The sequence below is a fragment of the Microbulbifer marinus genome (genome assembly GCF_900107725.1).
In the GTDB taxonomy this organism is placed as follows: domain Bacteria; phylum Pseudomonadota; class Gammaproteobacteria; order Pseudomonadales; family Cellvibrionaceae; genus Microbulbifer; species Microbulbifer marinus.
In genome coordinates, this window is record NZ_FNQO01000002.1 from 398,809 (window position 1) to 424,225 (window position 25,417).

The window sequence follows — 25,417 nt, forward strand, 5'->3', positions numbered from 1 at the left end:
TGCAGGACCGATAGGACTATGACAATGCTAAACATCCCAGGCCTGGCATCCGCAGCGGTAAATACCGCCCCCTACCCGCACTTCTATCTGGAGCGCTCGGTGGAGCCGGACCACATCCAGGATCTGATTGCCGACTTTCCGCAACTGGATCAGGGCGGCAGCTTCAATATCAAGGATGTCGAGACATCCGAGCGCTTCCGCCAGTTCGTCGAGCAGTTCGACAGCGCAGAGGTGCGGCAGATTCTCGGCGAAAAGTTCGCCGTGGATCTTCACGACAAGCCGATGATGGCCACGCTGCGCGGCTACTCGCGCGCCAAAGACGGCCGCATTCACACCGACTCCAAGACCAAGCTGATCACGGTGCTGGTCTATCTCAACGAGGATTGGGAGGCGGAGACCGGCCGGCTGCGGATTCTGCGCAGCGGCACCGACATGGACGATTACACAGACGAACTGCTGCCCGGCCCGAGTTCCATGGTCGCCTTCAAGGTGACCGACAACTGCTGGCACGGTTACCCGAGCTTCGAGGGCAAGCGCCAGTCCATCCAGATAAATTTCCTTACCGGCGAAGGGGTCAGGGCCAAGCACCAGTTTTTCCATAAACTCAGTGCCAAGTTGAAAGCCCTTTTCCGCTGAACGTCAGGATAGGCTCAGGGGGAGTAATAACGACACATCGCAACGCGCAGAATTCCATGCGGCTGAGATTCATTGGTGCAACAATTTGTCCGCTGGCGACAACAGCTATCGGCTGGCGCGCGAGGATGATCTCAGTGTGAGCCTGAGTTACGCTTTCTGAATTTATCCATCGAGAAATCCGATCACGGCCGCCGGTCGCGATCGGATAAATCTAGAAGCGGTAGGCGAAATTAAGCGTCAACGAGCGCAGGTGGCCGAGATCGACATCGACCACTCTGCCCACATCGTTGTAGTTGTATTCGAGGGATGTGTCGAAGTCCCGTGTCCAGTTGTAGCGATAGCCGACACCCGCATTCCAGTAGTTATCGTCGCCGCTGTCATTGACGACAATCAGTGTGTCGTGCCGCTCGACAGTGCCGATATCGAAGTCGCCGTAGTTCCAGCCAACCATCCAGTACAGGCACTGCACGTCGCAGGTCAGGCTGAAATCGACTTTGAAATTGACACCGTACTGGTCGACATCGACCTGGTTGTCGTCAAAATTGGAATAACGCAACTCCACCTGCCACACCCCCACGGCTGGTGTGATCCCGACGCTGGCGTAGCCAAACGCGTCCCGGTCATCGTTGATCTGCAGGCGCGCGTCACCGAGGCCGAGCGTGGTGATTACACGGTATTCGCCGGTACAGATACCCACGAAAGGGTTGTTCCACTCCACGGCCGCCGCCGCAGTCGAAAACATCAGGGCGCAAGCAAAAACTATTGTTTTCATTACATCCTTCCTTGGAGCTCTTTTCGTCAATCAGGGTTCTGCTTTTGGGGAGCTGTGTGAGTGGGCGACGTCAATGATGGCCCAGATACCCCCGGCAAAAGCGGGGTTATTGCGCAGAATTTCCAGCTCTCCGGGCAACGGCGGCGATTTGCCGGCGGCCCGCAGTTCCTCCAGCCGCTGCAGAATGGTTTCCGCCATCTTCTGCAGGGCTCCATCCAGCGTATCGGCGTGGCAGTGACAGTGGGGCAGGTCCGGCGCTATCGCACCGAAGCCGGCGTATTCGATGTTGTGGACCACAACCGGATATCGCATCGGGAGTTACTCTTAATCGCATTAACTCACCAAGCGTAGACTTAAATTATTTTTTCGGGGCGCGGAGGTGCGAAAAAATTGGCGCGGGCGAAAATAGCGGGGAGACAGAATTAATTTACATTGAAGATTTAAGATTGCGATTTGATTCTCTAGCGCGGCATACGCCCGAGCAGCGCGCGGCGGGAAAAAATCATTTCCTTGTAGGTCTGCAGTAACGAAATATCCAGTTCCGAATCGGCTCCGCCCAACTCCTCCATCTGCCGCTGCAACCAGGTGATTTCCGTTTCCAACTGCTGGCGCAATCGACGAATTTCAGTTTCGCTGATATTGATGTGCGCACTGCGAAGACTGGACATAGCTCTAGCTCAACCGGATTCCGCGCTAGCAGGCACGGAAAGCTTCAATAGGTTCCCCGGCTCCGCCCGCAAGTCGCGGACGGAGTATCCGGTAAGCTTAGTCGATTGGCGGCTAGTTTGTGAGCAAATCGCGCCAGTTGTAGGAAGGGTCGCCAATAACGTAGAAGAACGGGTTCAGCAGTGAATCTTTGCGGTTGTAACGCAGCAGCTGGAACTGGTCGTCGACGACTATGCCGCCGGCGGCCTCTACCACCGCCTGGGCGGCGGCCGTATCCCATTCGCAGGTAGGTGCCAGGCGCGGATACAGGTCCGCAGCCCCCTCGGCCACCAGGCACAGCTTCAGGGAGCTGCCCATGTTTTTACAGGCCACTGCCCCCAGGTCGGCTTCGATGCGCTCCACCAGCTGGTCCACGGCGCCGGCGCCGTGGCTGCGGCTGGCCACCAATTCCACCGCTTCGCCGGCGTCGAGGCGCGGCTGTAACGGACGCGCGCCGATCTGCTGGTCGCCCTGTGCATCGCGTTTGAAGGCAATGCTTTCTCCGCTGCCGGCACCGCCCTTGGCGCCGGCATAGGTGATATTCAGCACCGGCACGTGCACCACGCCTAGTACCGGCTCGCCGTTGTCGATCAATGCCACGTTGACGGTGAATTCGCCGGTGCGGCGGATGAATTCCTTGGTGCCATCGAGCGGGTCGACAATCCAGTAGCGCTGCCACTGGCTGCGCTCGGCGAAGGGGGGCATCTCCTGCTCCTCGGACAGCACCGGCACGCCGTCGATCAGCTGCGCCAGGGCCGGTGCCAGTACCGCGTGAGCAGCCAGGTCTGCGGCGGTCACCGGCGAGTCGTCCGCCTTGGTATCCACCTCCAGCTCGGCGCTGCTGTTATATACCTCGAGGATCGCCTCGCCCGCGCGGGTACAAATCTCAATCACCCGCTCTACCAATGCTTTGTCCATCGTTCCCCCCTTTAATCGAGGGCTGCATTATACGCGTCCACTCCATTAATCCCATGGCGCCGGAAAATGACGTGAAGGCCATGCTGCCGGGTACACCTTGCGGAACTGTTGGCCGGAGGGACCCGGCCACCAAGCCTACATGAATGTATACACGGCGTGTCCCGCAAGGGGTCCCCGGTGGCGGGGTCGCTCCGGGGGTACCAGATCGATCTAGGCGGGAAACAGATCGTCGATGGACAGGTAGCGTTCGCCGGTGTCGTAGCTGAAGACCAGTACCCGGCTGCCGGCGGCGAACTCGCTCTCGCGTTTCTTCACTGCGGCCAGGCTGGCGCCGGAGGAAATGCCGACGAAGATACCTTCCTTGAGCGCACACTGGCGTGCCATCTCGAAGCTGTCCTCTTCGCTGACCAGGATGGTGCCGTCCAGCGCTTCGGTATTGAGGATTTCCGGCACGAAGCCCGCGCCGATACCCTGCAGCCGATGCAGGCCCTTCTCGCCGCCGCTGATCACCGGGGATTTTTCCGGCTCCACGGCGAAGACCTGCAGCTTCGGCAGCTCCTCTTTCAACACCTCGGCACAGCCGGTGATGTGGCCACCGGTGCCGACACCGGTGATCAAGTAGTCGAGGCCATCGCCGAAGTCGGCGAGAATTTCCCGCGCCGTGGTTTCACGGTGCACCTTGACGTTGGCCGGGTTGCGGAACTGCTGTGGCATCCAGCTGTTTTCATGCTCCTCCAGCAGTTCCTCCGCCCTGGCAATAGCGCCGGGCATGCCTTTCTCTTTCGGCGTCAGCACCAGTTCCGCGCCCATCGCTTTCATGACCTTGCGCCGCTCCACCGACATGGATTCCGGCATCGTCAGGATCAGTCGATAGCCCTTCACCGCCGCCACCATCGCCAGGCCGATGCCGGTGTTGCCGGAGGTCGGCTCGACAATCACGCCGCCGGGCTTCAGCTCGCCGCTGGCCTCCGCCTCGGTGATCATCGACAGCGCGATACGGTCCTTGATGCTGCTGCCGGGATTGAAGCGCTCCACCTTCATCCACACCTCGATGTCCGGGCGGAACAGGTTGTTGATTCTCACGTGCGGGGTATTGCCGATGGTTTCGAGGATATTAGCTGCCTTCATATGCGAAGCTCTCCCTTTATTGTCCGCAGTTGGGTAAATGACTCTAGCGCGCAACGGGCGGGGCGGGAGATTGCGTCGCCGCAATCTTTGCCGAATACTCGCCCTTGACGACCATGACGATCGCTTCATCCTCTCGAGCAAACCACAAAATCATAAAAATCGCGAGAAAAGACATGCATATCACCTCCAGTAACGACAGCGCCGCGCCTTTGCATCGGGCCGGCCTGCGACTGCCGCTCGCCTTTGTCGCCGCCGCCGTTGTCTACATGACTCTCGACGCCAGCGGACTGCGCGGCCCCTGGATGGCATCGCTGAAAATTGTCCCCATCGCCATGCTGGCGCTGCTCGCCTTGCGCGATCTCAGCGGCCTGACCCGCACGCTGACACTGGTGGCATTGTCCTTCTCCGCGCTGGGCGACGTGCTGCTGGCGCTGGAGTTCCACAACCAGTTCGTGTTCGGCCTCGGCGCCTTCCTGCTGGCGCAGCTGACTTATGCGGGCAACTTCCTGCGGGGCGCCGCTCGGTTGAACGATTGGCGCAGCAAGCGCACACTGCTGCGGGCCCTGCCGGTGCTGGCCGCGGCATTGCTGCTGGCGCAACTGCTACTGCCGGCGGCGGGCGAGCTGGCCCCCGCGGTGCTGGTCTACCTGCTGGCGATAGTGGCCATGGCGCTCTCGGCAGCAGCGCACCGGGGCGATTCGGCACTGCTGTTCGCCGGCGCGGTGACCTTTATGGCATCGGATACACTGATCGCGCTGAACAAGTTCATTGCGCCGCTGCCGCTGGCCGGCACTGCCATCATGCTGACCTATTACGCGGCCCAGCTGGCCCTGCTGTACGGCATAGGTCGCGCGCGGGCATAATGGGCCGGTGAATAGGGGCGGCGGCGATCTATCCTTGAACTGCCACCACCCTTAAACGAGAGGTACACCGACCCGATGCTCGACTGGCAAAACGTCGACACAGTGCTGCTGGACATGGACGGCACGCTGCTCGACCTGCACTACGACAACCACTTCTGGCTCGATCACCTGCCCCGGCGCTACGCCGAAACCCACGGCCTGACACTGGAACAGGCGCAACAGCAGATGACCGCCGAAATCGAGGCGCGCCGCGGCACCCTCGAGTGGTACTGCCTGGATTTCTGGACCCGCGAACTGAAACTCGATATTCCGGCGATGCTGCGTGAAATCGAGGACCGCATCGCGCTGCGCCCACAGACCGAGTCATTTCTCGAGGGACTGCAACAGCTGAACAAGCACACGCTGTTGGTCACAAACGCCCATCGCGACGGCCTCGATCACAAGCTCGAGATCACCGGTATCGACCGCTGGCTCGACGGTATCGTCTCTTCTCACGATTACGGTCACGCCAAGGAGAGCGGGCACTTCTGGAGCGCGCTGCGCGAGGAAGTCGATTTCGATCCCGCGCGCACCCTGTTCGTTGACGACAACGAGAACGTGCTCGCCGCCGCGCGCGACTACGGCATCGCCCACCTGCTGTGTATCCGCCAGCCGGACAGCCGCGGCCCACTGCGCGACATCGCCGATTTCCCGGCGATTCACCAGTTCGACGAGATCATGGCCATCAGGGCTCGGTGATTTAGTACCTCCACCGAGATGGATGGCGGCGCGGCGGCGCAGGTTGGCACCGTGCGAGGTCCTGCTGCCGGTGGCCAGCCGGCAAATAGTTACCGATGAGGTTTTTTGCCGGGTGGCCACCGGCGGTAGGGCCGATCGGCGCCCAGTCTTCCCGTTACTAATGAACTGACTCAAGCATCAATGGATAAAGTACGTATCGACAAGTGGCTCTGGGCCGCGCGCTTCTACAAGACCCGCAGCATCGCCAAGCAGGCCATCGAGGGTGGCAAGGTCCACGCTGACGGCCAGCGGGTCAAGGCGAGCAAGGAAATCACCACCGGCATCACCCTGAGCATCCGCCAGGGCTGGGATCTGGTGGAGGTGGAGGTGCTGGCCCTGTCCGACCAGCGCCGCGGTGCCGATGTCGCCCGCACCCTGTACCGAGAGACCGAAGCCAGTATCGCCAAGCGCGAGCAGGCCCGCGTCGAGCGCAAGGCCAGCAACGCCGGCATTCACAGCGAGCGGCCAAACAAGAAGCAGCGCCGCCAGATCCACCGCTTCCTGCGCGAGCAGGATTGACCGGCCGGTACCGCGACGGCAATTCCCCCGCCAGCTCGGCTGCAGCTGCTAAACTGGCCGCACATTATTCGATAACGATTCCGCCCACGATGAAAAGATTCCTCGCCCTGACCCTGCTGTTCCTGCTCGCGGCGCAATCCGCCAGCGCCGACAGCCGCGAACACGAGCAGCTGAAGCGCTCCATTATCAAGATCTACACCACCGCCGCCGCACCGGATTACTTCAATCCCTGGGCGCTGCTGAACCCCAAGCAGCTGTCCGGCTCCGGCGCGGTGATCAGCGACAAGCGAATACTCACTAACGCCCATGTGGTCGCCAACGGCAGCTTTATCCAGGTGCAGCGCCACGGCGACGCGCAGAAATTCCGCGCCCAGGTGCAGTTCGTCTCCCACGACGCCGACCTGGCGCTGCTGACCGTCGAGGACGACAGCTTCTTCGAGGACACCCGCCCGCTGGCACTCGGCAAGCTGCCGGAACTGCAGGAAGAGGTCACCGTGTACGGCTACCCGATCGGCGGCAAATCCCTGTCCATCACCCGCGGCGTGCTGTCGCGAGTGGAGCACCAGTACTACGCCCACGCCGAGAGCTACCTGATGGCTGGGCAGATAGATGCCGCCATCAATCCCGGCAATAGCGGCGGTCCGGTCATTTCCGACGGCCGCATCGTCGGCGTGGCCATGCAGACCAACCAGGGGGCCGAAAACCTCGGCTACTTCGTGCCGCCGAGTGTGATCGCGCACGTGCTCGAAGATGCGAAGGACGGCGTCCACCAGGGCTTCCCGGAGCTGGGTGCGGTGACCCAGAGCCTGGAGAGCCCGTCGATGAAGCGGGCCGCCGGGCTGAGTGAGGACCAGGACGGCGCGCTGATCGTCAAGGTGTTCAGCGACGCCCCCGCCGCCGAAGTGCTGCAGCCAGGCGACGTGCTGCTGGAGGTGGACGGCTACCCGGTAGCTGCGGATCGCACCGTGGAATGGCGCGAGAACCAGCGCACCAATTACCACTACGCGGTGGACCGCCACCATGTCGGCGACAAGTTGCCGGTGCGCTTTGCCCGCGATGGCAAGGTACAGCGCGCGGAAGTCGCCCTGGCTGCGCCGGCGCCGACACGCTCGCTGGTACTGGGCGAGCAGTTCGACCAGCAACCGCGCTATTACATCTACGGCGGCGTGGTGTTCGTGCCCCTGAACATGAACCTGATCAAGCGCTGGGGCAACAACTGGCATTCCAAGGCACCGGTCGAATACCTGTACGCGCGCAACCAGTGGGGCGGCGAAGAGCGCCGCGAGCTGGTGGTGGCACTGAAAGTCCTGCCGGCGAACGTCAACCTCGGCTACCACGACTGGAAAAACTGGATTATCGACTCGGTGAATGGCCACAGCGTGGCGGATTTCGACGAGTTCGCGCAGCTGATGGAAAGCAACGAGGCGCAGTTCGTCGATCTGCGTGACCAGTCCGGCTACCGCATGGTGCTCGATGCCGCCGCCGCGCGCGAGCAGGAACCACTGATACTGCAGACCTACCATATTCCCCAGCGTCACTCCCTTGGGCTGTTCAGCACCCTGGCGAATAAGGAAGAATAGGGGCCACAACCATTTGCCAAACGGAAGGGACATCCATGAAATCATTGTGCGGGGGATTACTGCTGAGTGTTCTGCTGCTGGCCAGTGCGACCGCGCTCGCCGCCGACCTGTACCGCTGGGTAGACGAAGACGGCAAGGTCCACTTCGGCGACCGCCCGCCGATGGAGGCCAAAGCCGAAAACATCGAGGGCGAACTGCGCCCGATCAATTCCGCCGACGCCCCTCCCCCCCAGCAGACCGCGTCCCGGCAGCAGCACAATCCGGAACAGGAATACGAACAACGCCAGCGCCAGCGCGAACTGCGGCAGCAGCAGCGATTGACCCGCGCCTGCAATGCCGCACGCCGCCAGCTGCGCCTGCTGCAGGGCCGGGTGGCATTTGTCGACGACAGCGGCAAGGAAGTCAAAATGAGCGAGCGCGAGCGCCAGCAGCGGGCCGAGCAGCTGCAGCGGGAAATCCAGCGCGTCTGCGGCTAAACGCCGCGCAGCCTATCTGCCTAGGGGTCCGCCGCAGCCGCGGCGGCTACCATTTATAGACATCCACCTCTAAAATCCCGCGGCTCGCTAATGTGGCGGGCCACACGGCGCTCACTGCGCCTAGGCTTGCGAAAAAACGGCCGCCGTCGCGGTCATCAAATTTAAAGTTAACAGGCCCTAGTACCGAGGCAACTGCAACATGTCCGACCAGCTGGAACGCTTTATCTTCTCCCGACACGATATCCGCGGACAGATGGTGACCCTCACCAACGCCTACCGCTCCGTGCTGGAGAACAACCAGCTGCCGCCGCCGGTGGCACAGCTGCTGGGCGAATTCCTCGCCGCCGCCTGCCTGCTGTCCACGACACTCAAGTTCGAGGGCCTGCTGATGCTGCAGGCGCGGGGCGAGGGCGACGTGCCGCTGATCCTGGCCGAGTGCACCCACCACAGCGACCTGCGCGGTATCGCCCGCGTGGCCGAGGGCGCGCAGATAGACGGCGATGCCAGCCTGCGCCAGTTGGTCGGCAAGCGCGCCGCGCTGGCGATTACCGTGGAGCCGGAGCAGGGCGAGCGCTACCAGGGCATAGTGCCGCTGGAAAAGGACACTCTGGCCGAATGCCTCGAGGACTATTTCACCCAGTCGGAACAGCTCGCCACCCGTTTCTGGATAGAGTCGAGCCCGGACACGGTGGGCGGCATCATGCTACAGGTACTGCCGGGCAACAACGCGGCCTCCGAGGAGGAAAACCGGGACGCCTGGGAGACAGCGCAGCACCTGGCAGAGACGGTGACCGCCGAAGAACTGCACTCGCTGCCCCACGACCAGCTGTTGCACCGGCTGTTCCACCAGCTGCATCCCGCCGCGCTGGGCACTGCCAATATCCGCTTCAAGTGCAGCTGCTCCCGCGAACGCAGTGCCCGCGCGCTGATCGCGCTGGGCCCCGAAGATGTCTACAAGCTGCTGGAACAGCAGGGCGGTGAAATCCAGGCCGACTGCCAGTTCTGCAACGCCCAGTACCGCTTCGACCGCGAGCAGATCGAATCGTTGTTCAATGCCCCGCCGCACACCGTGCACTGACCCAACCGACCGCGCCCGCCCGGCCCAGGCCGGGCGCACGTAGAGACCGCCGCCGCTGACGGATTTACCCCAAAAATTCACAAAACCAATGTAGTAAAACTACACCATCAAAAAATCAAATAATTTGGGGTGAAATTTCCATTGACAACGCTGTCACGGTACAAAAAACAACCACTTTCGCTATCCGACCAAATCGAAGTTTGCCATAATGCGCCCCCCGAATTTGCCCGGCCGCCGCTGCCTGCGGCGGCCCAACTACTTTCAATTGATACAACTTTCACGGGTAATCGACGAATGGCACAGATCGACGACACCGCGCAGGTCCTGAAGAACCTGGCGCCGGCGCAATTGGTTGAACAGGCGCTGGCGCGCGGCGAGGGCAAGCTGTCCGACACCGGCGCACTGGTAACCGAGACCGGCGCGCGCACCGGCCGCTCTCCGGCAGACCGCTTCGTAGTGGAAGAGGCGTCCACCGCCGACAGCATCGACTGGGGCAACGTCAACCGTCCTTTCCCGCAAGACAAGTTTGACGCGCTGTGGGACCGTGTCGAAGACTTCGTCGCCAGCAGCGACCGCTTCGTACAGCAGCTGCATGTAGGCCAGGACGACGACCACTACCTGCCGGTAGTCGTGACCGCCCAGACCGCCTGGCACAGCCTGTTCGCGCGCAACATGTTTATCCGTGCCGAAAAGTACAACCCCAAGGGCAAGGAAGAGTGGCGCATCCTGCACGCGCCGAACTTCGTCTGTGATCCGGAGCGCGACGGCACCAACTCCGAGGCCTGCGTGATCATCAACTTCGGCGCGCGCAAGGTACTGCTGGCCGGTATGCGCTATGCCGGCGAGATGAAGAAGGCCATGTTCTCCGTGCAGAATTTCCTGCTGCCGGAGAAAGACGTGATGCCGATGCACTGTGCCGCGAACGTGGGCACCGACGGCGATACCTGCCTGTTCTTCGGCCTGTCCGGCACCGGCAAGACCACCCTGTCCGCCGATCCTGAGCGCTTCCTGATCGGTGACGACGAACACGGCTGGGCCAAGGGCGCCGTATTCAACATCGAGGGCGGCTGCTACGCCAAGACCATCAACCTGAGCCGCAAGAACGAGCCGGTGATCTGGGATGCGATTCGTTTCGGCGCCATCGTCGAGAACGTGGTGACCGACGAAGCCCGCGTACCCAACTACGACGACACCAGCCTGACCGAAAACGGCCGCTGCTCCTACCCGCTGGAGCACGTCGAGAAGCGCCAGCTGGAGAACCGCGCCGGCGAGCCGAAGAACGTCATCTTCCTGACCTGCGACGTATCCGGCGTACTGCCGCCGGTGTCCATCCTGTCCAAGGAAGCCGCGGCCTATCACTTCCTGTCCGGTTACACCGCCCGCGTCGGCTCCACCGAGCTGGGCGCCGAAGCGGGTATCCACCCGACCTTCTCCACCTGCTTCGGCGCGCCCTTCATGCCGCGCGCCCCGCGCGAGTATGCGGACCTGCTGATGAAGCGTATCGAGGACTTCGGCTCCAAGGTCTACCTGGTCAACACCGGCTGGACGGGCGGCTCCGGCGACAACGGCAAGCGCTTCCCGATTCCGGTAACCCGCGCCGTGGTAGCCGCCATTCAGAGCGGCGCTCTGGAAGGCGCCGCGACCGAGCACCTGGATATCCTCAACCTGGATATCCCGCTGGAAGTGCCGGGTGTGGACAAGTCCTACCTGAACCCGCGCGAAGCATGGGCCGACAAGGCCGCCTACGACGACCAGGCCGGCAAACTGGCCAAGCTGTTTGCCGAGAACATCGAGAAGTTCCAGGTCAGCGACGACGTCAAGGCCGCCGGCCCGCAGGCCTAAGGCGAGGGCCTGCCCGCCCGGGCAGCCTCAGGGTCTATCCCGAACCCCCACGGTGCAAGCCGCGGGGGTTTTCTTTTTTGCGGCAGTTGTTCGCCATCAGCAAGCACGTTTGATTTTGCGACTATAGTGAATAAAGAGGCGCCGACGACCATCACGTCCGCGCCGCAATTTCTCTGGGTGCAGCAGTCGCGAACTTGTCATGTCCGCAGGCAACTCATATTCCCGATACAGGACCGGATATCCGCAGTCGCCCCCCGGCCAGCGCACCAACCGCCTGGTGGTGGTCGGCCTGGCGCTGTTGCTGTTGCTGGTCGTGGTTCTGCTGTGGCTGTATCTCTACCTGAAGTCCCTGGAAAAACCCTACGTCGAGCTCAAGGGCTACCGCGTCGCCACCATGCAGAGCTTCAGCAGTTTTCTGCGCCGGGGCAGTAACCGGGCGCGCGTCGCGGAATTGACCCGCTTCCTGGAGAGGGAGGGTGTCGACAACGTGACCGCCGTGCAGAATCTGCTGCGCCAGGGCACCGACTGGCTCGATATCGACGAGCCCCCCTTCGCCATTCCGCCGAGCGACCAGTGGCGCAACATCGTCGCCACCCTGGCCGTACTGCGAGACGAGGTGGAACCGATGATTGGCGGGGTGGATGTTGTGTCCGCTTACCGCACCGACAATTACAACCGCAAGTCCGGCGGCGCCTCGCGCAGCAAGCACCGGGATTTTTGCGGGCTGGACCTGGTGCCGAAATCCAATATCAGCCGCAAGGAACTAATAGAGGAGCTGCGCAGCCTGCACCGGCGGCTCGGCCCGAAGAGCAACCTGGGGCTAGGCATCTACCACGACGTGCGCTTTCACATCGATACCTGCGGTTATCGCACCTGGTGAGCCATGGACATACACGAGAGCGAAGACCACCAATTTATCGATATCCATATTGAGCGGCGCCGGGTCATCTGGATCAGCGCGCTGGTGCTCGCCGCGATTATCGCGCTACTGGTGCTGACCATGGACAAGGTGCGCGAGCTGGGCGAGCGCATCGTCACACCGCGCGAATTGGTGCCGGCAAAAAGAATTCCCAAGGGCATCGAAATCCCAGATGTCTACGATGTCAAAGGCTATGCCGCGGCCTCCCCCAAGGCCTTCGAAGACTTTCTGGCCAAGCGCGACTTCCGCGAAATCTTCGCCCGGCTGCAGCACTTCCTGTACATCAACAAGGTCGACGGCGTGGTGCCTTCTTATCAGCTACTGCGCCAGGGCAGCGACTGGCAGACAGTCGAAGAGCCCCCTTTTGCGCTGCCGCCGGAGGATAGCTGGGAAACCATGGTGAACACGCTGCGCCTGCTGCAGCAAGAGATCGTCCCCCGTATCGGCCCGGTAACTGTACTGTCCGGCTGGCGCACGGATAAGTACAACGCCAAGGCGGGCGGCTCCAAGCGCAGTAAACATATGCACTTCTGCGGGCTGGATGTGGTGCCTGAGCGGGATTTCACCCGTGAAGAATTACTGCCCATCCTGCGCGACATACACCGCAAACACGGAAAAAGGTGGAATATGGGGCTGGGCATTTACCGGGGCGTGCGCTTTCACGTCGACACCTGCGGCTATCGGCGCTGGTGAGTGCCGGCAGCCTCTGGTAAAAAGCACCCGCTTCTGCTTACATAGGCGCCACGCGTAAGTCGAAGGCTAAAGCCAGCCACAACGCGACAATTACAATAATCGAGGGAAACAACCGGTGCAGGAAAAACTGGAAAGACGTTCGTTTATTTTTTCTCTGCTGCTGGTCACGCTGGCCTTCGCACTGCTGCTGAAACCCTTCTTTACGCCTATTTTCTGGGCCTGTGCCATCGCGCTGATTTTCTTCCCGTTTTACCGCCTGCTGATGCGCCGTTTTCCGAAATGGCCCAACCTGATGGCATTGCTGACGCTGCTGTTGTGCGTGGTGCTGGTGGTGATACCGGTACTGCTGGTTGCCAGTTCATTTATCAATGAGGCCGTCGCCGTTTACCAGAAAGCGCAGAGCGGCCAGATAGACCTCTCCAGCCAGATCGAGAAGGTTCGCAGTGCCTTTCCCGGTATCAACGCCTTTTTTGATCGCATCGGTATCGACTTCGATCAGATGAAGGAGCGCTTGCTCGGCGGTGTCATGAGTGCCGGCAGCTTCCTGGCCAAAAACGCCCTGGCGCTGGGACAGAACACCCTGAATTTTTTTGTCATGCTGGGCCTGATGCTCTACCTGACTTTCTTCCTGATCCGCGACGGTGAGAGTCTGGTGGCCCTGCTGATCCGCGCCATGCCGCTCGGCGACGAACGCGAACACCTGCTGCTGGCCAAGTTCGCCGAAGTCACCCGCGCAACCATCAAGGGCAACCTGGTGGTCGCCGTGACCCAGGGCACACTAGGCGGGCTGATTTTCTGGGCGCTGGGCCTACCGGCGCCGCTGCTGTGGGGCGTCGTGATGACATTCTTATCACTGCTGCCGGCGATCGGCGCGGCGCTGATCTGGTTTCCCGCCGCGCTCTACCTGTATGCAACCGGGGAGATCATCAAGGCATCGATACTGATGGTGTTCGGCGTGATGGTGATCAGCCTGGTAGACAATCTGCTGCGCCCTATCCTGGTGGGCCGCGATACCAAACTGCCGGACTATATCGTGCTGTTCTCCACCGTCGGCGGCCTGATCATGTTCGGCATCAGCGGCTTCGCCATTGGGCCGCTGCTGGCCGCGCTGTTTATCGCCTTCTGGGAAATATTCATGCGGGAGTTCGTCACTCCGTCGGGGATCCACGGCAAGCAATAGCCGCGCTCACCCGCCCGGCCGCTGCGCCTGCATTTTCTGCAGGCGCTGGTTCAGTTCCGCCATCGGCCGCTGGTCCACCATCAGCGTGCCCTCCGCGGATCGATCGAGATCCGCGATCAGTATTATGACGGTCGCAAACGTCAGCGCGAGGGCAACCGCCACCTGCGGCGAGCCGCCCCGACTGATGCCGAACTGAAAGCCGATAGCGACCATTGCCAGCGTCGTCATAAAGTAAAGCGCCAGCCAGATCGGGCCGGGGATCCGGTATTCGAGCCCCATCACCGCCCGAGAATGATGGAAGTTGATCATTGTGTTCAGCGGCTCCACGAACTGGCGCAGATAACCGGCGTCGTATTTGCGATCGATATAGCTGTCTACCAGCCGCCACAGGTTCTCGTGAATGGCCTCGAATTGCCGCAGCTCCGCCGGGCCTATCTTGTCCGAAAGATCAAAATTTCGTAACTCAACATATTTTATGAGTAACTGCCGCGCCCGCAGCTTATCGGCATCATCAAGAAAGCTGGCACGCAGGTAAACGGTGTGGATGGCATTGACCTCATCCAGCAACACCGCCTTGCGCGTGTTGTAGCGATCGGCAGTCATGTTGAAGGTAAACGCGAGCAGGAAAGCCAACAGCCCCAGCGTTGCCGCTATGGCGCTGCCGACAGAGGAGTCTTTGACTTCCCTGTGGCTGCGCAGGTAGCGGCGCCCGAGCCAGACGCCCGCGCCCAGTGAACAGAGAACCAATAGCACCGACCAGACGTAAATGATCAGCAGTGGCAGGGTGTGGAAGAAATCGCTTAAATTCATCAGAGTACTCGGCGGTTACCGCCAAGTTTGGCTCATGGAACGCCTGGCCGCGAACGACGGCGATGAAATTCGCGCCGCGCCCCGGCCGCACGGATGTATACCGGCAACTGACTGCAACCATGGCTTCCGGACGCCCCCACGCGTAGGATATCCGCCATATGAACGTTAGATCTAACCAGAGACACGCCATGAAACACATATTCGGACTACTGATCGCACTCGTCAGCCTGCCGCTGATGGCACTGGAAGTGGGAGAGCCGGCACCGGACTTCTCGCTGCAGGCGTCGGACGGCAAGACCTACTCACTGGCGGACTACAAGGGTAAACAGGCGGTCGTTATCGCCTGGTATCCGAAAGCCTTCACTAAGGGCTGTACCATCGAGTGCAAATCCCTGGCCGAGAACGGCGACATGATCCGCGCCTACGATGTCGCCTACTTCATGGCGAGTACTGACGAAGTGGAAACCAATACCAAGTTCGCCGAGGAGCAGGGCGCGGATTTCCCACTACTCAGTGATCCGGACGGCGAGGTGGCCAAGGCCTACGACGTGCTGATTCCCGTCATGAACGTCGCCCGTCGCGTCACTGTCTATATCGGTAAGGACGGCCGTATCCTTAAGGTCGACAAGGAAATCCACCCCGCCACCAGCGCGGAGGATATTGCGCGGACGCTGGATGAGCTAGGCGTGGCCCGAAAGGACTGACGACAATCGACAAGGCCCCGGCAAATATCGGGGCCTTCTGCTTTTGGCTCGCCAAATACCTATACGAGTCCTATCAATAAACACTTTTTCTTCATCTTTTTCCGCAGCCTGACACCCGGATCACCGGGGCAGCTTCTGGCGGCCGCATATCGGACCTGAAGCAAGCGACAGCGTTATTTACCCATTAAATAAGCAGGAACCTATTCTTCACGTCGTGTGAGTTTTTGGTATACACCTAGACCGATCACTACCAAAACAGCGGCGATCAGTAAAAACGTGGGGTAAATCAAGTTACGAATATCTTCTTTTCCGGCATCGAAGACGAATACCAGACCTTCCAGGCTTAGAGCGATAGCAATAATCACAAGGAACTTTAATAGCGTCTGCCTCTGCTCTGTCAGTGACTTTCCTCGACTACTACTGAGGACCTCTTCCTCCAACAGAAATTTAGAGACATCAAAGACTGCCATGGCAATTACTATCAGACCGATGGCGTCAAGTAGCGCTTTTATCAGTAATGCTTTTTCATGTATTGCAGTCCAGATTCCCCATACTGATACAATCATCATGGCGAGACTGATGAGACATAAAAGCACACTGATGAAAGCATAGACCGAGCGTCCTATCCAGTCAGATAGCCATTTCATTGTTTGCTCCATACCCAAGTTTCGAAGCGTATTGATTTGTATCACCTGCCGCTAATCCGCGGAATCTCGCGGCGCTCGTTCTGCCGCCTGCAAGCGCGCATTGAGTTCGGACATCGGCGTCTGCTCGACCAGCAATACACCTTCGTAGGAGCGATCCAGATCCACGATCAGTACGATAACGACAGAGAAGGCCAGCGCCAGCGCGACGGCGACCTGAGCCGAACCGCTGCGACTGGCACCCAGTTGAAAACCGATGCCGAACATCGCCAATGCGGTGAGCGCGTACAGCGCGCCCCAGATCGGCGGCGGTATCTGGTAGCGCATCCCGGTGTAGAGACGGGCGGTATTAAAGTCGATCACCTCATTGAGGGTGTCGTAAAAGCCCCGCAGTCTCTCGCCGTCGTAGCCCGACGCACTGAGCTTCGCCACCAGCTGCCAGAGCTCCTGCTGGATGGCTTCCGTGCGCAGTAGTCGCTCTTCGAAGTCCGGAACATGCAAGGGGTCGATATCGCGCAGGTCGACATACTCCGCAATCAGTGTACGCACCCTGTCGCGATCATCTGCCGGCAGTAGATCCGCACGCAGAAACGCCGTAGATAGCGCGTTGGCCTCGTTTAACAATAGCGTCTTGCGCAGACTGAAACGGTCCGCCGCCATGTTGAAGGTGAAAGCGAGCATAAATGCCAGCAGTCCGAGCGTGGCGGCCACGGCACTGCCGATGGATGTTTCACCGATCTTGCCATTGCGCGCCGAGCGACGGCCAAAGAAATTGCCCACCGCCAGGGAGGCCAGCACCAGCAGGATCGAAAAGCCGTAGATGACGGCGAGGGAAAGGGTACTGAAGAAAGTGGTATAGATCATGGGCAGAACCGGCACTTCTAGCCAAGTTTGGCTCAGGCGCGCAGCTACTGCCCAATTTTTTCCGCTGGAGAAGATTTACGCCCAATAGCCACTGTGGGAAGGTCGCAATTGGGTGTCGTGGTATTCGGCGTGCGGGTTAGTCGGCCTCGCCGTTCATGCCCATTTGCCCGAGCTTTCGGGCCAAGATATTGCGGCCCCGGCCCCGCGCCAAAGAAACGGCTTTCCCTGAAAGCCTATCACTGTAATGTACTTTACCACCCCCGATAGAGGGAATAGATGCCCCAGGTGTCGATCAGGGCGTGAGCCAACATGAGGCTCCATAAGTTTCGCCCGCTACGGAAAAAGATCCAGCCGAACAGGATTCCAACCAGGGCGATAGAGATAAAACCAACGACGCCTTGCGTGTAGTGCGGGACAGCGAAGGTCAATCCACCGATCAAAATGGCGATCCACTCACTAGCCATACCCTTTGGCAAGAGAATCGACAGCTGATGCAGGAGAAAGCCGCGATAGATAATCTCCTCCGCGATGGCCGCACTGAAAAGTGCGGACAACCATAGTTTGAGCGCAAGGTCCTTGTTCCCGTACAACGGTCCGTATTCAGAGTGGTCGGCTTCCTTGGAAAAAACCCACTCAATAACAGGGTTGATCAATTCGCCGAGCACGAAAATCACACCAACCACTGCAAGGGAAGTCCATAGGAATGTGGACCGTGGGCGGAACGACGGTTGCAGCCCGACGGGCGCCAGGCTGCGGTTTTCTATCCAGATCCAGGCCAGGGCGACCGCAGCAAACGCGGGAACCTTGAACGGGAAAGGAATGGGGGCAAAGATCGCGCCCAGCATAAGTGCGGCGGTCAGTAAGGCACGGGCTGGCCGATTTAATGAAGCATACTTAGCTTCTGCTGATATTGATGTCATTATTATTCATCCCTTCAAAAGACTAACCGTTTATTAAAGAGCCAACGGCTCAAGGCGGTCAATTCAACATCTGGCTCTTGAGGATATTTCAACTGCCCTGAAAGTAAAAGGCGTGGCAGCTGTACCGACAGATATAAGCGGCGGCACGTTGTTCTGGCGGCATGCCGGGATTAAGTCGGGGTAGGGGTTGGATGCGCTTGGTGACCAGAGTCAGCCCACCAGTACGCGCGGCAATAGCGAAATAAAAAGCCGCCCTGGTGAGCGGCTTTTTATTCAGGTTACAGCATCAAGGCTGTTCCGCGGGCGTTATTCGGTATCGCCATTCATGCCGAGTTCCTTGAGCTTGCGCGTCAGTGTATTGCGCCCCCAGCCGAGCAGTTCGGCGGCATCGCGCTTGCGGCCGGCAGTGTGCTTCAGCGCGATCTCGATCAGCGCGCGCTCGAACGCGGGTACCGCCTCGCTGAGAATCTCGCGGCGTCCGGTGGCCAGCGCCTGGTCGGCCCACAGGCGCAGCGCTTTCTGCCAGTCCTGCGGCGCCTCGCCGGTCGCGGTCTGCTGATGCAATTCCGGCGGCAGATCCTCGATATGTACTTCGCGGCCGGACGCCATCACGGTGATCCAGCGGCAGGTGTTCTCCAGCTGGCGCACATTGCCGGGCCAGTCGAGGCCGGCCAGGTAGTCCTCGGTTTCCTTCAGCAGTATCTTCGGCTCCACCCCCAGATCCTTGGCGGCGGAATTGAAGAAGTGGCGCACCAGGCGCGGTATATCCTCGCGGCGATCGGCCAGGCGCGGGATATGGATGCGGATCACATTCAGGCGGTGGAAAAGGTCCTCGCGGAACTTGTGTGCCTCCACCAGCCGCTCCAGGTCCTGGTGGGTGGCGGCGATGATGCGCACGTCCACCTTTACCGGCGTGTGGCCGCCGACGCGGTAAAACTCGCCGTCCGCCAGTACGCGCAGCAGGCGCGTCTGGGTTTCCGCCGGCATATCGCCGATCTCATCCAGGAACAGGGTGCCGCCATTGGCCTGCTCGAAGCGTCCGGCGCGCTGCGAGCTGGCACCGGTAAAGGCGCCCTTCTCGTGGCCGAACAGCTCCGACTCCATCAGGTCCTTCGGAATCGCGGCCATATTCAGCGCGATAAACGGCTGGCTCTTGCGCGGGCTGTGATTGTGCAGCGCCTGTGCCACCAACTCCTTCCCGGTGCCGGATTCGCCGTTGATCAGCACGGTGATATTCGAGTGCGACAGGCGGCCGATCGCGCGGAACACCTCTTGCATCGCCGGCGCCTCGCCGATGATCTCCTTGTTGGCGGCGCCGTTCTCCAGCGCCACCTGCTCTTCGCCGCGCTGCTCGCTGGCGTGCACCAGCGCGCGGCGGGTCACCGCGACGGCCTCGTCGACATCGAAGGGTTTCGGCAGGTATTCGAAGGCACCGCCCTGATAGGCGGCGACGGCGCTGTCGAGGTCCGAGTGCGCGGTCATGATAATGATCGGCAGCGCCGGGCGCTCCGACTGGAAGCGCTGCAGCAACTTGAAACCGTCCGAGCCGGGCATGCGGATATCGCTGATCACCACATCGGGTGAATCGCTGTAGAAATCGTCCAGTGCGCGGTCGCCGCTCTCATAGCACTTGGTCTCAATGCCTTCGCGGCTCAGCGCGCGCTCCAGTACCCAGCGGATAGATCGGTCGTCGTCAATAATCCAAACGCGATTGCTCATGCTCTAGGTTTCCGTAATCAATTATTCGTTCGAAAGCGGCAGATAAATCTGAAACACGCTCTGGCCCGGGTGGCTGTCGCACTTAATCAGGCCGCGATGCTGATTGATGATGTTCTGCGAGATGGACAGCCCCAGGCCGGAGCCCTCGGCGCGCCCGGAAATCATCGGGAAGAAGATGCGCTCGCGGATGTCCTCGGGAATGCCCGGGCCGTTGTCTTCGATTTCAATGCGGCACACCAGCGGGCAGTGGTACTTGCCGATGGTGAACTGGCGCTGGATGCGGGTGCGCAGAACAATTTCGCCACTGTGAAGGCCGATGCTCTCGTCGATGGCCTGCATCGCGTTGCGGGCAACATTCAGCAGCGCCTGGATCAGCTGTTCGCCGTCGCCCGGAACATCCGGGATCGAGGGATCGTAGTCGCGGCGGATCTTCAGCTCGCCGTCGCACTCGGCGTCGATCAATTGCGCGACGCGTTCGAGGACCTCGTGCACGTTGGTGGGCTGCAACTGCACCGGCTTGCGCGGACCGAGCAGGCGGTCGACCAGATTGCGCAGCCGGTCGGCCTCGTCGATGATGATCTGCGTGTACTCTGCCAGCTCCTCGTCGGGTAACTCCCGCTGCAGCAACTGGGCCGCGCCGCGGATGCCGCCGAGCGGGTTCTTCACCTCGTGGGCCATGCCCCGCACCAGATTGCGGGTGGTCTCCTGGGCGCTGATCAGCGCATCCTCACGCGCAATGCGCAGCAGGCGGTCCATGGTCTGCACTTCCAGCAACAGCAACCCCAGCTCCGGCACCGGGCTCACCGAGTAATCCACGGTGCAGCTTTCCAGGTTGTGCAGTCGCCAGGTGGCGCGGCGCACCGTGTACTTCTCGCCGGAGGCCAGCGCACTGCGCAGCGCCTGTTGCGCGGCGGCGGACTCGTGCACCACATCCGCCAGCGGCAGACCACAGACCCGCGCACTGGATGCGGCGAGCAGATCCTCGGCGGCGGAGTTGAGGTAGCAGAGCAGCAGACTGTCATCCAGCACCAGCACGGCGGAGGTCAGGCTGTCGAGGAGCTGGCGCAACTGGCGGTCGTTCAGCATAGGGTGGTTTCCGATTCATTCGAGGGCGGCGCACGCGCCCGCGGCGCGCACACTGCCAACTATGGACACGAGGCCCTTGTATTCAGTCACTGCAAGAAGCAAACCAAAATGGCGCACAAAAGTGCCCGGAGCACTTTTGGTCAGCTTCAGCTGACCCCGTAAGGGGCGGGAGCGGGAACAGACCCGCAACTCAGGTGCCGCACACAGTTGCCTGTCGGCCATCACCGAACCGCGGTGGGGCAGCTGGCGGCAACTTGGGCCCCGGGCAAGCACAATGGGTGCAGGCAGCGAGCGGCGCCCGAATCTGTGCACCATGATGGTGCATAGATCAAAAAAACGCCAGCCTTCTGGCTGAATAGGAGGTCACGGCGGGGGTATGGGAGGGGGGGGGGCGCCGGGCGCAGCGGCCCGGCGACGGCGATCAGTTGCCGCGGCGCTGCCGCTGTTGCGGCTGGGCCTGGGGCAGGCCGGGTGCCACCGGTGCCTTCGGCGCCTGCGTGGCCCGGGGCGCGGAGATATCCGGCACGGTGCCGCCGGGGCGCTTCACATAGACGGTAATCACCTGCGATTGCGCCAGCACGTTGCCGCGCCCGTCAGTTAGCACCGCCTGCACGCTGTGCGTGCCGCGCTCGAGCGCGGATATATCCAGGCTCGAGCCGGAAGAGCCGCCCTGCCAGGGCTGGCCATCGACGACGGCGAAGAACTCGGCGCCCTCCGGGTAAGCCGGCGCCACATCCACCTGCAGCGCGATAAAGCGCTGTCCCGGTGGGATGGTCGCGCCGTCTTGCGGACTGACGATGGCGATATCCACCGGGCCCATGGGCTGGCGCTCGCCGTCGCGGCGCTGTCCGGCGTCCTTCGGCGACAGCTTGCGCTGTGGCAGCGGCCGCGGCAGGGCAATCGGCTGCACGTTGGTCGGCGGCAGCTCGACCTTTTCCGACTTGCTGCCCACCGGCGGCGTATCGCTGAACACCACCTGCCCGTCGGGTCCTACGGTCTTGTAGATGGTCTTGCCATCCGATACCGCCTCGCTGCCGTCATCCCCGGCCAGCGCCCCCAGCGGCACGGCGAGCAACAGTGCGATCAGGGTTGTACGTGTTTTCATCTTGCCTCTCGCGCGGCGTCAGGCCGCTTCGACACGAATTGCGAATTTACAGTCACCTTTAACGGTAGTGTACCCGCAAAAAAAAAGCCCGCACCAGGCGGCGCGGGCTTTTTCCGAAAACGGACCGGCATCGGGCGATGCCGGCGATCGTTATACGGAGTAGTACATGTCGAACTCGACCGGGTGAGTGGTCATCGCCAGGCGCTCGACTTCCGCGCGCTTCAGGTCGATGTAGGCGTCGATGGCGTCGTCGGAGAATACGCCACCCTCGGTCAGGAAGGCGCGGTCCGCGTCCAGTGCATCCAGAGCCATTTCCAGGCTGGAGGCAACGGTCGGGTACTCGGCCACTTCTTCCGCCGGCAGGTCGTACAGGTCCTTGTCCGCCGGATCGCCGGGGTGGATCTTGTTCTTGATGCCGTCGAGGCCGGCCATCAGCATGGCGGCGAACACCAGGTACGGGTTGGCAGTCGGATCCGGGAAGCGCGCTTCGATACGCTTGGCTTTCGGGCTGGCAACATACGGAATGCGGATCGACGCGGAGCGGTTGCGTGCGGAGTAAGCCAGGATTACCGGCGCCTCGAAGCCCGGTACCAGGCGCTTGTAGGAGTTGGTAGAGGCGTTGGCGAAGGCGTTCAGCGCACGCGCGTGCTTGATGATACCGCCGATGTAGTACAGGGCGGTCTCAGACAGGCCCGCGTAGGCGTCGCCGGCGAACTGGTTGACGCCGTCCTTGCTGAAGGACATGTGGATGTGCATGCCGGAACCGTTATCGCCGACCAGCGGCTTGGGCATGAAAGTGGCGGTCTTGCCGTAGGCGTGGGCAACATTGTGCACCGCGTACTTCAGGATCTGCACTTCGTCCGCTTTCTTGGTCAGGGTATTGGCGCCGACGCCGATCTCGCACTGGCCGGCGGTACCCACTTCATGGTGGTGTACTTCCACCTGCAGGCCCATCTGCTCCATCGCGGAACACATGGCCGCGCGCACGTCGTGCAGGGAGTCGACCGGCGGAACCGGGAAGTAGCCGCCTTTTACGCCCGGGCGGTGACCGATGTTGCCTTCGGCGAACGTAGCACCGGAGGACCAGGCCGCTTCCTCGGAGTTGATCTTGTAGAAGGCGCCGCCCATTTCGGCACCCCAGGTGATGTCGTCGAATACAAAGAACTCGGGCTCCGGGCCGAACAGCGCGGTGTCGCCCAGACCGGTGGACTTCAGGTATTCCTCGGCGCGCAGCGCGATGGAGCGCGGGTCGCGCTCGTAGCCCTGACCGGTGGACGGCTCGACGATGTTACAGCGAATGATCACTGTGGCTTCGTCGGTGAACGGGTCCAGGAAAGCCGTCTCATCGTCCGGCATCAGGATCATGTCGGACTCGTTGATGCCCTTCCAGCCAGCGATGGAAGAGCCGTCGAACATCTTGCCTTCTTCGAAGAACTCGCCGTCAATTTCCGACGTCGGAATGGATACGTGTTGTTCTTTACCCTTGGAATCGGTGAAGCGCAGGTCTACCCATTTGGCTTCACTCTCTTTGATCAAACCGAGCGTTTTAGCTGACATTGCTGTCCTCCAGGTCTTGAAATGTAATTTGTCGCTATGCCGTCGATCGGCAATGACTCCCTACCTGGCGTGTAATAAAGCAAGGAGTGTGCCAAATTGGGGCAGCGGCGCCGCCACTGCGATAGCGGCGTGCGCGGCCGATTACGCCGGGCCAACTGAGGCAGGATAGATGCAATGTCGCGGGGCGACCACTGAAAAACGCACCAAAATGGCGCGAATTAAGCCGCCAGCGCACGAATACAGTGCGCACCCGGTTCAACACCGGTGCGGAAGGCCAGGTACTTATTCGGGGCTTCCCTAGCTTATAATGCCGCACCTCCTTTCAATTCGCGGTACCCGACGGATCCCCATGCACTTTGTCGTCAAATTTTTTCCAGAGATCACCATCAAGAGCAACCCGGTGCGCAAGCGCATGTCGCGACAGCTGCAGGACAACCTGCGCACCCTGCTGAAACAGCTGGACGACCGCATCGTGGTGCGCAAGGACTGGGAGAAGATCGATGTAATCGCACCGGATGCGGTGGCCCATCTGGGCGGACGTATCGAGGAAGTGCTCGCCCATACGCCCGGTATCGCCAACTTTTCCCGCGTGCGCCAGTTCCCCCTCGGCGACCTGCACGATATCTACGAAAAGACCCTGTCGGTGTGGGGCGAACACCTCGCCGGTAAGACTTTCTGTGTCCGGGCCAAGCGTACCGGCCAGCACGACTTCAAGTCCCTGGACGTGGAGCAGTACGTGGGCGGCGGCCTGAACACCAATACCCAGGCCGCCGGCGTGAAACTGAAAAACCCCGACGTCACCGTGAAACTGGAGATCCGCCACGACAAGCTGTACGTGGTGGAGGAACAGCACCCCGGCCTCGGCGGCTTCCCGCTCGGCACCCAGGATCCGGTGCTGTCGCTAGTATCCGGCGGCTTCGACTCCACCGTGGCCAGCTACCTGACGATCAAGCGCGGCATCCGCACCCACTACCTGTTCTTCAACCTGGGCGGTCGCCAGCACGAACTGGGCGTCAAGGAAGTGGCCTATTTCCTGTGGAACAAATACGGCGCGTCGCACCGGGTGCGCTTCATTACCGTACCCTTCGACGAGGTGGTGGCCGAGATTCTGGAGAATGTCGACGATTCCTATATGGGCGTGATCCTGAAGCGCATGATGCTGCGCGCCGCCACCGTGATCGCCAATGAAGTGGAGGTGGATGCGGTGGTCACCGGCGAGGCCATCGCCCAGGTGTCCAGCCAGACACTGAAGAACCTGTCGGTGATCGACAGCGTCACCGACACCCTGGTACTGAGGCCGCTGATTACCAGCGACAAGACCGACATCATCCGCACGGCGCGGGAAATCGGTACCGAGGAGTTCGCCGCGAACATGCCCGAGTACTGCGGCGTGATCTCGGTGAAACCGACCACGCGCGCCAGGGTCGAGAAAGTAGAGAAGGAGGAGAACCGCTTCGACTTCACCGTCCTCGACCGGGCCATCGGCAATCGCGTGATGCAGAACATCGACGAGGTGATCGAGGAGGTCAACGGCGAAGTACCGGACGTGGAGATCCGCGACGAGGCCGGCGACGCCGTGGTCATCGACATCCGCCACCCCGACGAGGAGGAGCTGGATCCACTCGAGCTCGAGGGCACACAGGTGGAGACCATCCCCTTCTACCGCCTCAACAACGCCTTCGCCGGCCTGGAGCAGGATCGGCACTACCTGCTGTACTGCGCCCGCGGCGTCATGAGCAAGCTGCACGCCTCCCACCTGCTGGACGAGGGTTACCGCAACGTCGGCGTGCTGCGCCCGCACCTGCCCCACAGGCCGGAGCAGAAGAAGCGCTGACGCCACTCACCGGGCGGCGGGCCGCCCGGTTTTCAGCGTAAATTGTCGATTTTTTATCCAAAAAGCGCTCCCAATTGTCGCGCGGCAC

Annotated in this window: 27 protein-coding genes; 13 read left to right on the plus strand and 14 right to left on the minus strand. The window is 61.2% G+C overall.

Annotated features, from left to right (window positions below; translation table 11 throughout):
* The first annotated feature begins 24 nt into the window (after positions 1–24).
* Positions 25–636 (plus strand): 2OG-Fe(II) oxygenase, encoded by a 612-nt coding sequence (locus BLW36_RS09580; RefSeq protein ID WP_244506206.1) that lies wholly within the window; start codon positions 25–27, stop codon positions 634–636.
* A 211-nt stretch (positions 637–847) separates the two neighbouring features.
* On the opposite strand, the gene BLW36_RS09585 is transcribed toward BLW36_RS09580, so the two are convergent.
* From BLW36_RS09585 to BLW36_RS17615, 6 genes are all read right to left on the minus strand, one after another.
* A complete protein-coding gene (locus BLW36_RS09585) occupies positions 848–1,408 on the minus strand; it encodes an outer membrane beta-barrel protein (protein WP_091387669.1) in 561 nt (186 codons plus the stop codon).
* A gap of 30 nt (positions 1,409–1,438) precedes the next feature.
* Entirely contained in the window at positions 1,439–1,720 is a 282-nt protein-coding gene (locus BLW36_RS09590) for a type II toxin-antitoxin system HicB family antitoxin (RefSeq protein ID WP_091387672.1), read from the minus strand.
* 149 nt (positions 1,721–1,869) lie between these two features.
* Entirely contained in the window at positions 1,870–2,076 is a 207-nt protein-coding gene (locus BLW36_RS09595) for a hypothetical protein (RefSeq protein ID WP_091387674.1), read from the minus strand.
* A gap of 112 nt (positions 2,077–2,188) precedes the next feature.
* Positions 2,189–3,031 (minus strand): 3'(2'),5'-bisphosphate nucleotidase CysQ, encoded by an 843-nt coding sequence (gene cysQ / locus BLW36_RS09600; RefSeq protein WP_091387676.1) that lies wholly within the window; start codon positions 3,029–3,031, stop codon positions 2,189–2,191.
* Between the two features lie 210 nt (positions 3,032–3,241).
* Positions 3,242–4,159: a cysteine synthase A gene (cysK, locus tag BLW36_RS09605; RefSeq protein WP_091387677.1), complete on the minus strand. Its 918-nt coding sequence runs from the start codon at positions 4,157–4,159 to the stop codon at positions 3,242–3,244.
* 43 nt (positions 4,160–4,202) lie between these two features.
* Entirely contained in the window at positions 4,203–4,334 is a 132-nt protein-coding gene (locus BLW36_RS17615; protein ID WP_280140352.1) for a hypothetical protein, read from the minus strand.
* Between BLW36_RS17615 and BLW36_RS09610 the strand changes: the two genes are divergently transcribed.
* The 10 genes from BLW36_RS09610 to BLW36_RS09655 all read left to right on the plus strand — a co-directional run bounded on the left by BLW36_RS09610 (position 4,333) and on the right by BLW36_RS09655 (position 14,086).
* Entirely contained in the window at positions 4,333–5,022 is a 690-nt protein-coding gene (locus BLW36_RS09610) for a lysoplasmalogenase (RefSeq protein WP_091387679.1), read from the plus strand. The two genes, BLW36_RS17615 and BLW36_RS09610, sit on opposite strands and share 2 nt — an antisense overlap.
* 75 nt (positions 5,023–5,097) lie before the next feature.
* The gene (gene yrfG / locus BLW36_RS09615) at positions 5,098–5,760 is read left to right on the plus strand and encodes a GMP/IMP nucleotidase (RefSeq protein ID WP_091387681.1); all 663 of its coding nucleotides are present in this window, start codon (positions 5,098–5,100) and stop codon (positions 5,758–5,760) included.
* A gap of 180 nt (positions 5,761–5,940) precedes the next feature.
* Positions 5,941–6,318, plus strand: a complete 378-nt coding sequence (locus BLW36_RS09620; protein ID WP_091387684.1) for an RNA-binding S4 domain-containing protein — start codon at positions 5,941–5,943, stop codon at positions 6,316–6,318.
* Between the two features lie 89 nt (positions 6,319–6,407).
* A complete protein-coding gene (locus tag BLW36_RS09625; RefSeq protein ID WP_091387686.1) occupies positions 6,408–7,898 on the plus strand; it encodes a S1C family serine protease in 1,491 nt (496 codons plus the stop codon).
* Positions 7,899–7,933: 35 nt separating this feature from the next.
* Positions 7,934–8,374 (plus strand): DUF4124 domain-containing protein, encoded by a 441-nt coding sequence (locus tag BLW36_RS09630; RefSeq protein WP_091387688.1) that lies wholly within the window; start codon positions 7,934–7,936, stop codon positions 8,372–8,374.
* Between the two features lie 199 nt (positions 8,375–8,573).
* Entirely contained in the window at positions 8,574–9,452 is an 879-nt protein-coding gene (gene hslO, locus BLW36_RS09635; RefSeq protein WP_091387690.1) for an Hsp33 family molecular chaperone HslO, read from the plus strand.
* A 294-nt stretch (positions 9,453–9,746) separates the two neighbouring features.
* Positions 9,747–11,294, plus strand: a complete 1,548-nt coding sequence (locus BLW36_RS09640) for a phosphoenolpyruvate carboxykinase (protein ID WP_091387693.1) — start codon at positions 9,747–9,749, stop codon at positions 11,292–11,294.
* Between the two features lie 199 nt (positions 11,295–11,493).
* A complete protein-coding gene (locus BLW36_RS09645) occupies positions 11,494–12,174 on the plus strand; it encodes a D-Ala-D-Ala carboxypeptidase family metallohydrolase (protein WP_091387695.1) in 681 nt (226 codons plus the stop codon).
* Between the two features lie 3 nt (positions 12,175–12,177).
* Entirely contained in the window at positions 12,178–12,906 is a 729-nt protein-coding gene (locus BLW36_RS09650; RefSeq protein ID WP_091387697.1) for a D-Ala-D-Ala carboxypeptidase family metallohydrolase, read from the plus strand.
* Between the two features lie 115 nt (positions 12,907–13,021).
* Positions 13,022–14,086, plus strand: a complete 1,065-nt coding sequence (locus BLW36_RS09655) for an AI-2E family transporter (RefSeq protein ID WP_091387699.1) — start codon at positions 13,022–13,024, stop codon at positions 14,084–14,086.
* 6 nt (positions 14,087–14,092) lie between these two features.
* Here BLW36_RS09655 and BLW36_RS09660 read toward each other — a convergent pair whose 3' ends face one another.
* A complete protein-coding gene (locus BLW36_RS09660) occupies positions 14,093–14,896 on the minus strand; it encodes a bestrophin-like domain (protein WP_091387702.1) in 804 nt (267 codons plus the stop codon).
* A gap of 188 nt (positions 14,897–15,084) precedes the next feature.
* On the opposite strand from BLW36_RS09660, the gene BLW36_RS09665 reads away from it, so the two are divergent.
* Positions 15,085–15,600, plus strand: coding sequence for a peroxiredoxin (locus tag BLW36_RS09665; protein WP_091387704.1), 516 nt, complete (start codon positions 15,085–15,087; stop codon positions 15,598–15,600).
* 200 nt (positions 15,601–15,800) lie between these two features.
* Here BLW36_RS09665 and BLW36_RS17420 read toward each other — a convergent pair whose 3' ends face one another.
* The 7 genes from BLW36_RS17420 to glnA all read right to left on the minus strand — a co-directional run bounded on the left by BLW36_RS17420 (position 15,801) and on the right by glnA (position 23,495).
* Positions 15,801–16,247, minus strand: a complete 447-nt coding sequence (locus BLW36_RS17420) for a general glycosylation pathway protein (protein WP_211567177.1) — start codon at positions 16,245–16,247, stop codon at positions 15,801–15,803.
* A 51-nt stretch (positions 16,248–16,298) separates the two neighbouring features.
* A complete protein-coding gene (locus tag BLW36_RS09675) occupies positions 16,299–17,108 on the minus strand; it encodes a bestrophin-like domain (RefSeq protein ID WP_091387706.1) in 810 nt (269 codons plus the stop codon).
* A 251-nt stretch (positions 17,109–17,359) separates the two neighbouring features.
* Entirely contained in the window at positions 17,360–18,028 is a 669-nt protein-coding gene (locus BLW36_RS09680; protein ID WP_091387708.1) for a CPBP family intramembrane glutamic endopeptidase, read from the minus strand.
* Positions 18,029–18,334: 306 nt separating this feature from the next.
* Positions 18,335–19,747 (minus strand): nitrogen regulation protein NR(I), encoded by a 1,413-nt coding sequence (gene ntrC, locus BLW36_RS09685; protein ID WP_091387710.1) that lies wholly within the window; start codon positions 19,745–19,747, stop codon positions 18,335–18,337.
* Positions 19,748–19,768: 21 nt separating this feature from the next.
* Positions 19,769–20,833, minus strand: coding sequence for a nitrogen regulation protein NR(II) (glnL, locus tag BLW36_RS09690; RefSeq protein ID WP_091387712.1), 1,065 nt, complete (start codon positions 20,831–20,833; stop codon positions 19,769–19,771).
* Positions 20,834–21,254: 421 nt separating this feature from the next.
* Positions 21,255–21,938, minus strand: coding sequence for a DUF4124 domain-containing protein (locus BLW36_RS09695; protein ID WP_091387714.1), 684 nt, complete (start codon positions 21,936–21,938; stop codon positions 21,255–21,257).
* 150 nt (positions 21,939–22,088) lie between these two features.
* On the minus strand, positions 22,089–23,495 hold the full coding sequence (gene glnA, locus BLW36_RS09700; protein ID WP_091387716.1) for a glutamate--ammonia ligase: 1,407 nt from the start codon (positions 23,493–23,495) through the stop codon (positions 22,089–22,091).
* Between the two features lie 349 nt (positions 23,496–23,844).
* Here glnA and thiI point away from each other — a divergent pair, with 349 nt between their 5' ends.
* Positions 23,845–25,329 (plus strand): tRNA uracil 4-sulfurtransferase ThiI, encoded by a 1,485-nt coding sequence (thiI, locus tag BLW36_RS09705; protein ID WP_091387718.1) that lies wholly within the window; start codon positions 23,845–23,847, stop codon positions 25,327–25,329.
* Positions 25,330–25,417: the final 88 nt, after the last annotated feature.

Coding starts and splice junctions, on each gene's coding strand:
- hslO (WP_091387690.1), top strand. CDS start 8,574: ATGTCCGACCAGCTGGAACGCTTTATCTTCTCCCGACACGATATCCGC.
- BLW36_RS09695 (WP_091387714.1), bottom strand. CDS start 21,938: ATGAAAACACGTACAACCCTGATCGCACTGTTGCTCGCCGTGCCGCTG.
- BLW36_RS09640 (WP_091387693.1), top strand. CDS start 9,747: ATGGCACAGATCGACGACACCGCGCAGGTCCTGAAGAACCTGGCGCCG.
- BLW36_RS09610 (WP_091387679.1), top strand. CDS start 4,333: ATGCATATCACCTCCAGTAACGACAGCGCCGCGCCTTTGCATCGGGCC.
- cysK (WP_091387677.1), bottom strand. CDS start 4,159: ATGAAGGCAGCTAATATCCTCGAAACCATCGGCAATACCCCGCACGTG.
- BLW36_RS09630 (WP_091387688.1), top strand. CDS start 7,934: ATGAAATCATTGTGCGGGGGATTACTGCTGAGTGTTCTGCTGCTGGCC.
- yrfG (WP_091387681.1), top strand. CDS start 5,098: ATGCTCGACTGGCAAAACGTCGACACAGTGCTGCTGGACATGGACGGC.
- glnL (WP_091387712.1), bottom strand. CDS start 20,833: ATGCTGAACGACCGCCAGTTGCGCCAGCTCCTCGACAGCCTGACCTCC.
- cysQ (WP_091387676.1), bottom strand. CDS start 3,031: ATGGACAAAGCATTGGTAGAGCGGGTGATTGAGATTTGTACCCGCGCG.
- BLW36_RS09595 (WP_091387674.1), bottom strand. CDS start 2,076: ATGTCCAGTCTTCGCAGTGCGCACATCAATATCAGCGAAACTGAAATT.
- BLW36_RS09585 (WP_091387669.1), bottom strand. CDS start 1,408: ATGAAAACAATAGTTTTTGCTTGCGCCCTGATGTTTTCGACTGCGGCG.
- BLW36_RS09650 (WP_091387697.1), top strand. CDS start 12,178: ATGGACATACACGAGAGCGAAGACCACCAATTTATCGATATCCATATT.
- BLW36_RS09660 (WP_091387702.1), bottom strand. CDS start 14,896: ATGAATTTAAGCGATTTCTTCCACACCCTGCCACTGCTGATCATTTAC.
- BLW36_RS09645 (WP_091387695.1), top strand. CDS start 11,494: ATGTCCGCAGGCAACTCATATTCCCGATACAGGACCGGATATCCGCAG.
- BLW36_RS09625 (WP_091387686.1), top strand. CDS start 6,408: ATGAAAAGATTCCTCGCCCTGACCCTGCTGTTCCTGCTCGCGGCGCAA.
- ntrC (WP_091387710.1), bottom strand. CDS start 19,747: ATGAGCAATCGCGTTTGGATTATTGACGACGACCGATCTATCCGCTGG.
- BLW36_RS17615 (WP_280140352.1), bottom strand. CDS start 4,334: ATGTCTTTTCTCGCGATTTTTATGATTTTGTGGTTTGCTCGAGAGGAT.
- thiI (WP_091387718.1), top strand. CDS start 23,845: ATGCACTTTGTCGTCAAATTTTTTCCAGAGATCACCATCAAGAGCAAC.
- glnA (WP_091387716.1), bottom strand. CDS start 23,495: ATGTCAGCTAAAACGCTCGGTTTGATCAAAGAGAGTGAAGCCAAATGG.
- BLW36_RS17420 (WP_211567177.1), bottom strand. CDS start 16,247: ATGAAATGGCTATCTGACTGGATAGGACGCTCGGTCTATGCTTTCATC.
- BLW36_RS09665 (WP_091387704.1), top strand. CDS start 15,085: ATGAAACACATATTCGGACTACTGATCGCACTCGTCAGCCTGCCGCTG.
- BLW36_RS09620 (WP_091387684.1), top strand. CDS start 5,941: ATGGATAAAGTACGTATCGACAAGTGGCTCTGGGCCGCGCGCTTCTAC.
- BLW36_RS09580 (WP_244506206.1), top strand. CDS start 25: ATGCTAAACATCCCAGGCCTGGCATCCGCAGCGGTAAATACCGCCCCC.
- BLW36_RS09675 (WP_091387706.1), bottom strand. CDS start 17,108: ATGATCTATACCACTTTCTTCAGTACCCTTTCCCTCGCCGTCATCTAC.
- BLW36_RS09680 (WP_091387708.1), bottom strand. CDS start 18,028: ATGACATCAATATCAGCAGAAGCTAAGTATGCTTCATTAAATCGGCCA.
- BLW36_RS09590 (WP_091387672.1), bottom strand. CDS start 1,720: ATGCGATATCCGGTTGTGGTCCACAACATCGAATACGCCGGCTTCGGT.